This is a genomic window from Methylobacterium sp. SyP6R, from assembly GCF_019216885.1.
Taxonomy (GTDB): Bacteria; Pseudomonadota; Alphaproteobacteria; order Rhizobiales; family Beijerinckiaceae; genus Methylobacterium.
In genome coordinates, this window is sequence record NZ_JAAQRC020000001.1 from 5,016,003 (window position 1) to 5,028,556 (window position 12,554).

Here is a 12,554-nt window from a genome sequence, read left to right on the forward strand (position 1 = left end):
TCGACCAGCCGTGTCGGCGAGATGCGATGTCCCTGGACTACCGCTTCCGGTAATACTGGTCGATACTCACCGCTCCCAGCAGCACCAGCCCCTTGATGACCTGCTGGTAGTCGATGCCGATGCCGAGGATCGACATGCCGTTGTTCATCACCCCCATGATCAGCGCGCCGACCACCGCACCCGTCACCTTGCCGACGCCGCCCGAGGCCGAGGCGCCGCCGATGAAGCAGGCGGCGATCACGTCGAGCTCGAAACCCAAACCCGCCTTCGGGGTCGCGGTGTTGAGGCGGGCGGCGAAGATCAGGCCGGCCAAAGCCGCCAGCACGCCCATATTGACGAAGGTGAGGAAGGTCAGCCGCTCGGTGTTGACCCCTGAGAGCTTGGCCGCCTTCTCGTTGCCGCCGAGCGCGTAGATCCGCCGGCCGATCACCGTGCGGCTGGTGACGAAGCGGTAGAGCAGGATCAGCGCGAACATCACGATCAGGACGTTCGGCAGGCCGCGATAGGTGGCGAGCCAGGTGCTGAAGGCGACGATCACCGCCGCGACCAGCGCGTTCTTGAGCGCGAAGGCGCCGATCGGCTCAGGGGAAAAACCCTGGCGCTGCTGGCCCATCCGCCGGCGCAGGTTCGAGCCGACGAGGATGAGGGCGAGCGCAACGCCGACCAGCACCGAGGTGATGCGCAGCGCGCCGCCGGTGACGATGTCCGGGATGAAGCCGGAGCTGAGCTTCTGGAACTCGGACGGGAACGGCCCGACCGACTGGCCGGCGAGCAGCGCCAGGGTCAGGCCCTTGAACACGAGCATGCCGGCGAGCGTCACGATGAAGGACGGGATGCGCAAATACGCCACCCACCAGCCTTGCGCCGCGCCGATGATCCCGCCCGCGACGAGGCAGAGCAGGGTGGCCGGCAGCGGGTGCAGGCCCATCTGTACCATCAGCACCGCGGCGAGCGCCCCGATGAAGCCGGCGGTGGAGCCGACCGACAGGTCGATGTGGCCGGCCACGATGACCAGCAGCATGCCGAGCGCCATCACCACGATGTAGCTGTTCTGCAGCACCAGGTTGGTGAGGTTGAGCGGGCGCAGGAGTGCCCCGTCGGTGAAGAACTGGAAGAAGATCACGATGCCGACGAGGCACAGGATCATGCCGTAGTCGCGCAGCGAGCCGGACAACGCTTTGGGGTTGAAGCCGGCGATAGCCGGCGGCCGCGGGGCCTCGACGGGAGTCGCGGTGTCGCTCATGGCTGTCTCATCCTCCCGAGGTGACGATGGCCCGCATGATCGCCTCCTGCGAGGCCTCAGCGGCGGAGAGTTCGCCGACGATGCGGCCGCGGTTCATGACCAGGATGCGGTCGCACATCCCCAGAAGCTCCGGCATCTCCGACGAGATGATCAGCACGCCCTTTCCTTGAGCAGCGAGGTCGTTGATGATCGCGTAGATCTCGTATTTGGCGCCGACATCGATACCGCGGGTCGGCTCGTCGAGGATCAGCACGTCGGGATCGGCGAAGAGCCACTTGCTCAGGACGACCTTCTGCTGGTTGCCGCCCGACAAATTCACCGTCGCCTGGTCGATGCCGGACGAGCGGATGCGCAGGCGCTCGCGGTAGCGCTCCGCCACCGCCCGTTCGCGGTCCTCGTCGATGACGCCGCGTGCCGCGACGCCCGCGAGATTGGCCAGCGACACGTTGGTGCGGATGTCCTCGTGCAGGACGAGGCCGTACCCCTTGCGGTCCTCGGTGGCGTAGGCGAGGCCGGCCCGGATCGCCTTCTCGACGCTGCCGAGATCGACGGGCTGCCCCTTGAGGCGCGCCTCGCCGGCGACGCGCTGGCCGTAGGCGCCGCCGAACAGGCTCATGGCGAACTCGGTCCGCCCGGCGCCGAGGAGGCCCGCCATGCCGACGACCTCGCCGCGGCGCACCGTCAGGCTCACATCCTCCACCGCGAGGCGATCGGGATGGAGCGGGTGGCGCACGCTCCAGCCCGTCACCTCCAGGAGGGGTTCGCCGATCGCCACACCCTCCCGCGGCGGGTAGCGGTGGGCGAGGTCGCGCCCGACCATACCCTTGATGATCCGGTCCTCGTTCAGTGTCCCGTCCGGCCCCAGCATCGCCTCGCGGGGCAGCGTCTCGACGCTGGCGCCGTCGCGCAGGATCGTGACGCTGTCGGCGACCCGGGCGATCTCGTTGAGCTTGTGCGAGATCAGGATCGAGGTGATGCCCTGCGCGCGGAATGCCTCCAGCAGGGTGAGGAGCGCCGCGCTGTCGCTCTCGTTGAGCGAGGCGGTCGGCTCGTCGAGGATCAGGAGCCGCACGCGCTTCGACAGCGCCTTGGCGATCTCGACGAGTTGCTGCTTACCGACGCCGAGATCGGTGACCAGCGTCTCGGGCGCCTCGTTCAGGCCGACCCGCGCCAGGAGGTCGCGGGTGCGCGCCATGGCGAGCGGCCAGTCGATCACCCCGAAGCGCGACGCCGCCTCGTTGCCGAGGAAGATGTTTTCCGCGATCGACAGGAGCGGCACCAGGGCGAGTTCCTGGTGGATGATGATGATGCCGAGCGCCTCGCTGTCGGGAATGCCGGTGAAGCGGCGCTCCTCGCCGTCGAACAGGATCTGGCCGTCATAGGAGCCGGCGGGGTAGACCCCGCTCAGCACCTTCATCAGGGTCGACTTCCCGGCCCCGTTCTCGCCGCAGACGGCGTGGATCTCGCCGGCGCGGACGGCGAGGTTGACGTCGTCGAGCGCCTTCACGCCCGGGAACGCCTTGGTGATGCCGCGCATCTCCAGGATCGGAGAGGTTTCGGGCACCACCGCCAAGGCCGGGGACGCCGCCATCACTTGACCTGCTGGGCCTTGTAGTAGCCGCTGTCGACCAGGACCTTCTCCCAGTTCGACTTGTCGACCGTCACGGGCTTCAGGAGGTAGGACGGCACCACCTTGACGCCGTTGTTGTAGGTCTTGGTGTCGTTGACGGGGACCTGGGCCCCCGTCGAGATCGCGTCGACCATGTCGCTCGTCACCTTGGCGAGCTCGCGGGTGTCCTTGAACACCGTCATGCTCTGGTCGCCGCGGATGATCGCCTTGACGGACGGGATCTCGGCATCCTGGCCGGTGATCACCGGCATCGGCTGGTCGGGGGAGCCGTAGCCGACGCCCTTCAGCGACGAGATGATGCCGATCGAGATGCCGTCATAGGGCGACAGGACCGCGTCGAGGCGCTTGTTGCCGTAGAAGGCCGAGAGCAGGTTGTCCATCCGGGCCTGGGCCGCCGCGCCGTCCCAGCGCAGGGTCGAGACCTTGTCCATCCCGAGCTGTTTGCTCGGCACGACCAACTTGCCGGAATCGATGTAGGGTTTGAGCGCTGACATCGCGCCGTCGTAGAAGAAGTAGGCATTGTTGTCGTCGGGCGAGCCGCCGAACAATTCGATGTTGAACGGTCCCTTGCCGTCCTTGAGGCCGAGCTTGTCGACGATGTAGCTGCCCTGCAGAACGCCGACCTGGAAGTTGTCGAAGGTGGCGTAGTAATCGACGTTCTTCGAGCCGCGGATCAGGCGATCGTAGGCGATCACCTTGATGCCGCGGTCGCTCGCCTGCTGCAGCACGTCCGACAGGGTGGTGCCGTCGATCGCCGCGATCACCAGCACCTTGGCGCCGGTGGTGATCATGTTCTCGATCTGCGACAGCTGGTTGGGGATGTCGTCCTCGGCGTATTGCAGGTCGGGCGTGTAGCCCTTGGCCTTGAGCGCCTGGACCAGGCCCTGGCCGTCGGCGATCCAGCGCGCCGAGGACTTCGTCGGCATCGAGACGCCGATCTTGCCCTTCTGCTGGGCGGCCGCCGGGGTTGCGAGCATCGCGGCAGCCATCAGGGCTCCGCCGATGAGGGCGACGAACGACTTCATGTGTCCTCCCAAATCCCCGCATCTTGGTCGTGCGGAGCTGCCGGTGAGTGGGGCCCGGCAGGATTGTGGCCTGCTCATCTGCCGGGATCGGTGTTTCTGTCGTGTGGCTGGTGGGTGAGGACAGCTTGAGACTTCCGCCGGGGGAGTCTCGGAACCGTTCAGATCAGGGAATGGCTCGGGTCATCCCCTCCCCCCTCTGCGGGGGAGGGTGGCGAGCGGAGCGAGCCGGGAGAGGGGACGCCGCTTCCGGAGAGGTCGCGACCTTTGTGAAGGACACCACCTGGATCAGCGTCGCGCTGCCCCTCTCCCGCCCCACTCCGTGGGGCACCCTCCCCCGCAGAGGGGGGAGGGGAAACCCGCGTCATGACCGGCTCCGGACGCGCTCATGGGAGCCCCCTCCTCACACCCACCCACCATCCACGACGTAATGCTGGTTGGTACACGCCCCCGCCTCCTCCGAGGCGAGGAACACGGCAAAGCGCGCGACGTCCGCCGGCACCAGCTTGCGCTTGAGGCACTGGCGGGCGTTGATCTCGGCATCGGATTCCGGCGTCACCCAGAGGGCGAGCTGGCGCTCGGTCATGATCCAGCCCGGCGCGAGCGCGTTGACTCGGATGTTGAAGGGGCCGAAATCGCGGGCGAGGGAGCGGGTGAGCCCGATCACCCCGGACTTGCAGGCGGTGTAGGCCGCCATGCCGCCCTGGCCGATCATCCACGACACCGAGCCGAAATTCACGATCGCGCCGCCGCCCTTCGCCTTCATGTCGGGCAGGACCGCTTGGGCGGCGAAGAACTGGTGCTTGAGGTTCACGGCGATGCGGCCGTCCCAATAGGCCTCCGTCACCTCCTCGGTGGCGTGGCGCTCGTCATGGGCGGCGTTGTTCATCAGCACGTCGACCGGGCCGAAGCGGTCGCGGATGCGGCCGATCGCGGCCTTGAGAGCCGGAATGTCGGTGACGTCGGCATGCTCGAAGGCGACGGCGAGGCCTTGGCTCCCCAGCTCGGAGGCGAGCGCCCGCGAGGGCTCGTCCGCGATGTCCAGGAAGCCGACCCGCGCCTTCTGCCGGGCGAAATGCCGGACCAGCTCCGCCCCGATCCCGGAGCCGCCGCCCGTCACCACCACGACCTTGCCTGCCAGGTCCGGATAGATTGCCGCCAACGCTTCCTCCCTCGAAGCCCGTCGGATCGCTCGACGCACTGAAAATCATTTAATATGACTATTTCAGCGACCCGGCCCTTATCGCGGAATCCTGACGCCCGGGCAAGAGGCGAAAATCACGGGGAGGATGCAACCTTGGATGAGACCGGCGCCAGGATCGTGTCATCGCAGGGTCCGGGTCACGCCCGGGTGGCCCGGGCGCTCGGCACCGGCATCGTCGCCGGGCAGTTTCCCGAAGGCGCCGTGCTCCCGGCCGAGCCGGTGTTGCTCGCGCGCTTCGGCGTGTCGCGCACCGTCCTGCGCGAGGCGATCAAGACCCTGTCGGGCAAGGGGTTGCTGGAGACCCGCACCCGGGTCGGGACGCGGGTGCGCGAGCGGGCGGCCTGGAACCTGTTCGACCGCGACGTGCTGGCCTGGACCCTCGATGCCGGGATCGACCGGCGCTTCCTGCGCGACCTCGCCGAGATCCGCCTGGCGATCGAACCGGCGGCGGCGGCGCTCGCGGCCGAGCGCCGGACCGACGGCGACGTCGAGGCCCTCGAGGCCTGCGTCGCCGCGATGCGCGCGGCACCCGGCCTCGATCCGGCCTTCGCGAGCGCCGACCTCGCCTTCCACCTCGCGCTGGCGGACGCGTCCGGCAACCTCTTCATGCATTCCGTCGGCGCCGTGACCGAGGCCGCCCTCGACGTGGTCTTCCGGATGAGCCGGCCGACCGACCCGCACGCGCACGAGACATCCTGGCGCGCCCATGCGGCGATCGCGGCGGCGATCCGCGCCGGCAACCCCGCTGCCGCCGCCCGGGCGACCAAGGTGGTGGTGCGCGACGGGCTCCGGAACGGCGCCGCGGCGGTGGAGACTGCCGGCCCCGCGCCCTACCCTAGTGCCGGCCCGATGCCGCCGGCCAAATCCCGTGAGGAATCCGGTCCCGTGAGGAATCGTTCATGAGCACCCGAGATCCCGTCCCCGTCGGCACGATGCCGGACGGCAGCCCGATCCTCGAAGCGCGGCTGGAGGGCGACGGGCTGGGGGTGGCGATCCTGAGCCTGGGGGCGGTGCTCCGCCGGCTCGACTTCCGCGGACACCCGATGGTGCTCGGTCGCGACGATCCTCACGACTACGTGGAAAAGACCCCGCAATTCGGCGCGACCGTCGGGCGCTTCGCCAACCGCATCGCCGGCGGGCGCTTCACCCTCGACGGCGTGGCCTGCGACCTGCCCCGCAACGAGGCCGGCCGCACCCACCTGCATGGCGGCGCGGCCGGGTTCTCGCGCCGCAACTGGACCTTCGCGGAGGTGGGGGCGCGCAGCCTGACGCTCACCTACCGCGCCGGGGACGGCGAGGAGGGCTATCCTGGCGCGCTCGACGTCACCTGCACCTACGCCATCACCGGCTCGGGCACCTTGCGCGCCATCCTGACGGCGCGGACGGACAAGCCGACCCTCGTCAACCTGACGAACCACAGCTACTTCAACCTGAAGCTGCCGCCCACTGGCTTTCCGGCCCCGTCGATCGACGACCACGTGATCGCAATCCCGGCCGATGCCTACCTGCCGGTCGACGAGGCGCAGATTCCCACGGGCACGATCGCCCCGGTCGCCGGCACGCCCTTCGACCTGCGCCAGCCGACGCGCATCGGCGCCCGAGCCTTCGATCACGCCTTCGTGCTCGGGCGCGAGACCGTCGCCGAGCCACGGCCGGTCGCCCGGGTGACGGCGGCAGGCAGCGACGTGGCGCTGACGGTGCTGGCGACGGCCCCGGCGGTCCAGTTCTACGACGGCACCCAGCTCCCCAAGGCGGGCCTGGGCTATGCCGCCCGCACGGCCTTCTGCCTCGAACCCGAGGCCTATCCCGACGCGCCGAACCATCCGGACTTCCCGAGCGCCGTGTTGCGCCCCGGCGAGACCTACCGCCAGATCATCGAGTATCGCTTCACCCGGGAGACGCCCCGATGAGCGGCTGGGCCGGGATCTTCTGCGACCGCGCCTGCATCCTCGGCGAGGGGCCGGCGGCGCATCCCGGCCTCGGCCGGCTCTACTGGCTCGACATCATCGGCAAGCACCTGTGCGAGCGGCCGTTCTCGGGCGGCACGACCATCCTGCACGACCTGCCGGTGATGGCCTCGATGGTGGCGCGGGTCGACGACGCCACGTTGCTGCTGGGCGCCGAGGACGGCCTCTACCTGCGCGACATCGCAACCGGCCGGATGCGCCTCCTCACCCCCCTCGAGGCCGACCGGCCCGAGACCCGTTCCAACGACGGACGGGTCCATCCGAGCGGCGCGCTCTGGCTCGGCACGATGGGCCGACAGGCCGAAGCCGGGCTCGGCGCGATCTACTGGTTCTTCCGCGGCGAGGTCCGGACGCTGTTTTCCGGCCTCACCATCCCGAACGCGATCGCGTTCTCGGCCGACGGCACGAGCGCGATCTTCGCCGATTCGGAGGCCGGCACGATCTGGCGCATCGCCACCGATCCGGCGACCGGCCTGCCGGTCGGCGACCGCCAAGTCTTCGTCACGATCCCGGCCTCCGAGGGCGCACCGGACGGCGCGGTGATCGACGAAGAGGGCCTGGTCTGGAACGCCCGCTGGGGTGGGGCCAGTCTCGACGCCTATGCCCCCGATGGGAAACGGGTGCGCAGCATCGCCATGCCGGCTCGCCAGGTGACCTGCCCGGCCTTCATCGGGCCGGAGGCCGACACCCTGGTGGTCACCTCGGCGACGGAAGGCCTCGACCCGGGCCGGACAGACGACCTTTTCGCCGGGCGGACCTTCACCGTGCCGGTCAAGGTGAAGGGGCGGTTCGAGCCGGTGGTGCGGGTGGCGTAGTCACATTGTCGACTTGTCTGTAGCTTACTGTCCGCCGCTCAAGCGCATCGATGACGTACTGCAATAAATTATCCATTCTATTTGTCATTCCGAATGCATATGCAGGCACCCCGATTGACGGATCGTAGCCGCCGGCGTATATAATCGTCGGAGGCTGTCTTTCTCCGATTTCTTTTCTTGTATCGGCGTCATTGTAATCCTCCTTCAATTTATAAAAAAGTTTATTGATAGACAATATTGGATTTATTAGATTCAATCAACAACAATTTTAAGATACAATGCGGTAAAATTTGAATCCTATAACGCCTCGGCGATCACAGCTAGGATTAAATATAAATGAATCATGATAAAAATAAATATTGATTCATATAATATATCTCTCAATATAATACTTCATATTTTTCATATATATTATTCACAGTGTGAAAAATGATTTATTTACGGCTTATGTTTTGTGGAACACTGTATACACCTCCACCGCCTCCCGCTCCGCCCGCAACGCATTCACCGGCTCCTTCGGATCGGCAACCCCCAAAGCCATCCCGCACACCACCATCTCGCTCCCCGGAATCCCGAGTTCCTCTCGCACCACCCCGGGATAGCTCGCGATCGCCGCCTGCGGGCAGGTATCGAGGCCGCGGCCGCGGGCGGCGAGCATCAGGGTCTGGAGGAACATGCCGGTATCGAGCCAGCTGCCCTGCTCCAGGTCGCGGTCGATGGTGAAGACGAGGCCGACGGGGGCGCCGAAGAACGTGAAGTTGCGCCCCATCTGGCGCTTGGCGCCCTCCCGGTCGCCCTTCTCGATCCCGGCGAGCCCGTAGAGTTGCCAGCCGAGCGCCCGGCGCCGGCCGAGATAGGGCTCGCGCCAGGTCACCGGATAATACTCGTACTCGCGGGCCTCCGGTTCGTCGCTCTGATGAGCGGCCGAGAGGGCATTGGTGAGGCGCCGCAGGGCGTTGCCCGTGACGACATGGACCTTCCAGGGCTGGATGTTGCTGCCGCTCGGCGCCCGGCCGGCGAGCGCGATCAGGTCGCGGAGCGTCGCCTCCGGCACCGGATCAGGCCGGAACGCCCGGACGCTGCGCCGGCTCACGATCGCCGCTTCGACCGCGTTGCGCTCGGTCATGGTCGTCTCCCCCCATTCAGATCGTCGTCGGCATGGCCGGCGCCGACGGAGCGAACCACCCTAGCCGCCCTCGCCCCGCGCGCCACCTGCCGGGGGCGATCCGTGAAGATCACACTGGGGAGACGACCGAGCCCCGGCGGCCGCTCGCGTGGCGGCCGGGGCTCGGGATCACGGCGAGCGGGGGCGACCCGACCGATCCTCTCTCACGCCGCCTCTTCCGGTTCGTCCGCCGGGGTATGGGCGACGAGTCAGTCGGGGGCGATCCGGCCGATCCCGTCGTGATCGACGCCGAGACGGTCGGCGGCCTCCGGCGCCTCGTAGACCATGCGCAGGCGGATCGCCGGGTGTTCTGCGGCGAGTTGCCGGGCCTGCACGGCCATGGCATGGACCCGGCCGTTCAGCGCCCCGTGGACGTACCAAATCGGCCGCTCCGGCATCTCGGCGCAGATCGTCTCCCGCCGCGCCGGTTCGTCGGACATTGCTCCCGGCGATGGCTCGCGCCGCCGTCACCCGCCTCGCCCCGGCCGCCGGTCCTGCGGCGTGTAGTCGATCGTCGTGAAGCTGCCGCCCTGGAGGGTACGGGCGACCGGATCGAGGGGGTTCTCCTGGCCTAAGATCTCCTCGGCCCAATCCTCCGCCGACTGCGTCGGGCGGTAGCCGATCGCGGCCGCGGCCTGACTGTTGTCCCAGTAGCTGCGCGGGTTGTTCGAGGCACCCCAGACCGCGACGTAGCCGGGGATCGGCGCCGCGATGCTGCGCAGGACCAGTTGGCCGAGGTCGTCGTGACCGAGCCAGGTCGAGAGATGGCGGAACTCCGTCGGGCGCGGCAGGGCGCTGCCGATGCGCAGCGCCACCCCCTCGATGCCGTGCCGGTCCCAGTACATCCGGCCCATCAGCTCGCCCCAGGCCTTGCTCAGGCCATAGGCGCCGTCGGGCCGGAACGGCGCATCGATCGCGAGCCGCTCGTCCACCGAATGCATGCCGAAGGCGTGGTTGGAACTGGCGAAGACGATTCGGCGCACGCCGTGGCGGCGCGCGCCCTCGTAGACGGCCTGCAGAGCCACGAGGTTGTTGTCGATCACCTCCGGCAGGGGTTTCTCGACGCTGGTGCCGGCCATGTGGACCAGCACGTCGGTATCTGCGAGCAGCCGGTCGACGGCCTCGGCGTCGCGCAGGTCGCCGGTGGTGACGGTCTCGGCGTCGGAGAGCGGCGTCAGCGCCGTCGGCCCGCCGCCGGAGCGCAGGACGTGGCCGGCCGCCAGCAGCCGCGGCCGCAGCACCGCCCCGATCTGCCCGCCCGCCCCCGACAGGGCGACCCGGATCCCCGCTGCCTCGCTCATGATTCCTCCCGTATCATCGTTGGGGCGCGCTCGAAGCGGCGCGAGCTCGACGCTCATCATCGGCGAGCGGCGGCCCGCCGTCGAGGCGCTCCCGCTTGCATCGGACGGCTCCTCCCGCATAGCTCCGCCGCCAAGAACCCGAGACGCAAGGAGGAACGCCGCATGTGGACGCCGACGATCCGGTATCCCGACCCCGCCATCGAGGTCATCGACCCGTCCTTTGCCCGCTACCGGGTGTTCAGCGCCGGGGTCGAGCGCCTCGCCACCGGTTGCCGCTGGAGCGAGGGCCCGGTCTGGTTCGGCGACGGGCGCACCCTCCTGTGGAGCGACATCCCCAACAACCGCATCCTGCGCTTCGACGAGGAGACCGGCGCGGTCTCGGCCTTCCGCAAGCCGTCGAACTTCGCCAACGGCAACACCCGCGACCGCCAGGGCCGCCTCGTCACCTGCGAGCATGGCGGGCGGCGGGTGACGCGCACGGAGTACGACGGCAGCATCACGGTGCTCGCCGATGCTTACGAGGGCAAGCGCCTCAACTCGCCGAACGACGTGGTCGTGGCCTCCGACGGCGCGGTCTGGTTCACCGATCCGCCCTTCGGCATCCTCGGCAACTACGAGGGCGAGCGGGCCGAGCCGGAACTGCCGCAGAACGTCTACCGCCTCGACCCGGTCACGGGCCTGCTCACCGCCGCGGCGACCGACCTCGCCGGACCGAACGGCCTGTGTTTCTCCCCCGACGAATCGATCCTCTACCTCGTCGAGTCGCGGGCGCAGCCGAACCGCCGCATCCTCGCCTTCGACGTCTCAGGGGGACGGCTCAGCAACCAGCGCGTCCACATCGATGCCGGCCCCGGCACGCCGGACGGCTTCCGCTGCGACACCGACGGCAACCTCTGGTGCGGCTGGGGCATGGGCGACGACGCCCTCGACGGGGTGATGGTGTTCAACCCGGAAGGCACCCTGATCGGCCGCATCCGCCTGCCCGAGCGCTGCGCCAACCTCTGCTTCGGCGGCCGCCACCGCAACCGGCTGTTCATGGCGGCGAGCCAGTCGCTCTACGCGGTCTACGTCGATGCGCAGGGCGTGGCCGGGGGGTGAGCCCGGCCACACCGAGGCGGGGTCGCTAAACCCGCCGCCCCGCAGCCACCAGGCACATGAGCTCGAACAGCACCTGCGCGGCGCATTGCGCCGTGTTGCTGGTCGGATCGTATTGCGGCGCCACCTCGACCACGTCGCCGCCGACGAAGTTCAGCCCAGCGAGCCCGCGCAGCAGTTCCAGCACCTCGCGGGGCGTGAGCCCGCCCATCTCCGGCGTGCCGGTGCCCGGGGCGAAGCCGGGATCGAGGCTGTCGACGTCGAAGGAGAGATAGGTCGGGCCGTCGCCCGCGACCTCGCGGGCCCGGGCGATCACGGCGGGAAGCCCGAGCTGCGGCACCTCCTCGGCGTGGATCACGGTCATGCCGGAGACGTACGAGAACTCCCACAGGTACTCGGCGCCGCCGCGGATGCCGATCTGGATCGTGCGCGCCGGATCGAGCACGCCGTCGAGCACCGCTTGGCGGAAGGGCCCGCCATGGTGGAACTTCGAGCCCTCGTAGACGCCGCCGGTGTCGCAATGGGCGTCGATGTGGATCATGCCCACTGGCCGGTCGGCACCGACCGCCCGCAAGGTGGCGCGGCTGATCGAGTGGTCGCCGCCCACCGCCAGCGGCACCACGCCGGCCTTCACCACGGTGGCGAAGAACGCCTCGATGTCCTCGTGGCAGCTCTCGAGGGAGAAGCGGCTGCGGAACGGCACGTCGCCGATATCGGCCGCCTTCAGCTCCGCCGCCGGCGTCATCCGCAGCACGTGCTCGTAGGGGCCGATGCGCTCCACCGCCCGCACCGCCCGCGGCCCGTGGCGGGCGCCGGCCCGGTTGGTGACGCCGAGATCCATCGGCACGCCGATCAGCGCCACGTCGAGGCCGCCGAAATCGGGGAGCGCCGCGGCCTCGGGGCGGTAGGGCAGGCCGAGGAAGGTCGCGACATCGGCGAACGGCCATTTGCGCCGGTCGCTCTCGCTGAATTGCTGACGCGCCGCCTTGGCGAAATCCGGGTCGTCGATGTCGCCGCCGGTCGCGTCGAGATAGCGGGCGCGAAGGGCCGCGAGCTTGGCCTGATCCATAGGTGCTCCGGTCGTGGGGCCCGCCAGGGCGCGCGGGCACGGC

General features: G+C 68.8%; 12 protein-coding genes. 4 read left to right on the plus strand and 8 right to left on the minus strand.

Annotation, left to right across the window (positions count from 1 at the left end; all coding sequences use genetic code 11):
• Positions 1 to 37: 37 nt before the first annotated feature.
• The 4 genes from mmsB to HBB12_RS23060 form a co-directional block, all read right to left on the minus strand.
• Positions 38 to 1,243, minus strand: coding sequence for a multiple monosaccharide ABC transporter permease (mmsB, locus tag HBB12_RS23045; protein ID WP_272913294.1), 1,206 nt, complete (start codon positions 1,241 to 1,243; stop codon positions 38 to 40).
• Between the two features lie 7 nt (positions 1,244 to 1,250).
• Positions 1,251 to 2,834 (minus strand): multiple monosaccharide ABC transporter ATP-binding protein, encoded by a 1,584-nt coding sequence (gene mmsA, locus HBB12_RS23050; protein ID WP_236991490.1) that lies wholly within the window; start codon positions 2,832 to 2,834, stop codon positions 1,251 to 1,253.
• Complete coding sequence (chvE, locus tag HBB12_RS23055) at positions 2,834 to 3,898, minus strand: multiple monosaccharide ABC transporter substrate-binding protein (RefSeq protein ID WP_236991491.1); 1,065 nt, start codon at positions 3,896 to 3,898, stop codon at positions 2,834 to 2,836. Before chvE ends, mmsA begins: the two co-directional genes overlap by 1 nt.
• A gap of 400 nt (positions 3,899 to 4,298) precedes the next feature.
• Positions 4,299 to 5,057, minus strand: a complete 759-nt coding sequence (locus HBB12_RS23060; protein ID WP_236991492.1) for an SDR family NAD(P)-dependent oxidoreductase — start codon at positions 5,055 to 5,057, stop codon at positions 4,299 to 4,301.
• Positions 5,058 to 5,192: 135 nt separating this feature from the next.
• Here HBB12_RS23060 and HBB12_RS23065 point away from each other — a divergent pair, with 135 nt between their 5' ends.
• From HBB12_RS23065 to HBB12_RS23075, 3 genes are read left to right on the plus strand one after another with little or no spacing between them, the layout of a single operon-like run.
• Positions 5,193 to 6,002: a FadR/GntR family transcriptional regulator gene (locus tag HBB12_RS23065; protein ID WP_236991493.1), complete on the plus strand. Its 810-nt coding sequence runs from the start codon at positions 5,193 to 5,195 to the stop codon at positions 6,000 to 6,002.
• Entirely contained in the window at positions 5,999 to 7,009 is a 1,011-nt protein-coding gene (locus HBB12_RS23070) for an aldose epimerase family protein (RefSeq protein WP_236991494.1), read from the plus strand. Before HBB12_RS23065 ends, HBB12_RS23070 begins: the two co-directional genes overlap by 4 nt.
• Complete coding sequence (locus HBB12_RS23075; RefSeq protein ID WP_236991495.1) at positions 7,006 to 7,881, plus strand: SMP-30/gluconolactonase/LRE family protein; 876 nt, start codon at positions 7,006 to 7,008, stop codon at positions 7,879 to 7,881. The genes HBB12_RS23070 and HBB12_RS23075 overlap by 4 nt, the downstream gene beginning before the upstream one ends.
• A gap of 445 nt (positions 7,882 to 8,326) precedes the next feature.
• Here the strand turns inward: HBB12_RS23075 and HBB12_RS23080 are convergent, their stop codons facing one another.
• The 3 genes from HBB12_RS23080 to HBB12_RS23090 form a co-directional block, all read right to left on the minus strand.
• Entirely contained in the window at positions 8,327 to 9,007 is a 681-nt protein-coding gene (locus HBB12_RS23080; protein ID WP_236991496.1) for a nitroreductase, read from the minus strand.
• A gap of 248 nt (positions 9,008 to 9,255) precedes the next feature.
• Complete coding sequence (locus HBB12_RS23085) at positions 9,256 to 9,486, minus strand: hypothetical protein (RefSeq protein WP_236991497.1); 231 nt, start codon at positions 9,484 to 9,486, stop codon at positions 9,256 to 9,258.
• Positions 9,487 to 9,513: 27 nt separating this feature from the next.
• Positions 9,514 to 10,347, minus strand: a complete 834-nt coding sequence (locus HBB12_RS23090; protein WP_236991498.1) for an NAD-dependent epimerase/dehydratase family protein — start codon at positions 10,345 to 10,347, stop codon at positions 9,514 to 9,516.
• 162 nt (positions 10,348 to 10,509) lie between these two features.
• Here HBB12_RS23090 and HBB12_RS23095 point away from each other — a divergent pair, with 162 nt between their 5' ends.
• The gene (locus HBB12_RS23095) at positions 10,510 to 11,445 is read left to right on the plus strand and encodes an SMP-30/gluconolactonase/LRE family protein (RefSeq protein WP_236991499.1); all 936 of its coding nucleotides are present in this window, start codon (positions 10,510 to 10,512) and stop codon (positions 11,443 to 11,445) included.
• 25 nt (positions 11,446 to 11,470) lie between these two features.
• Here HBB12_RS23095 and speB read toward each other — a convergent pair whose 3' ends face one another.
• Positions 11,471 to 12,511 (minus strand): agmatinase, encoded by a 1,041-nt coding sequence (speB, locus tag HBB12_RS23100; protein ID WP_236991500.1) that lies wholly within the window; start codon positions 12,509 to 12,511, stop codon positions 11,471 to 11,473.
• Positions 12,512 to 12,554 lie beyond the last annotated feature (43 nt).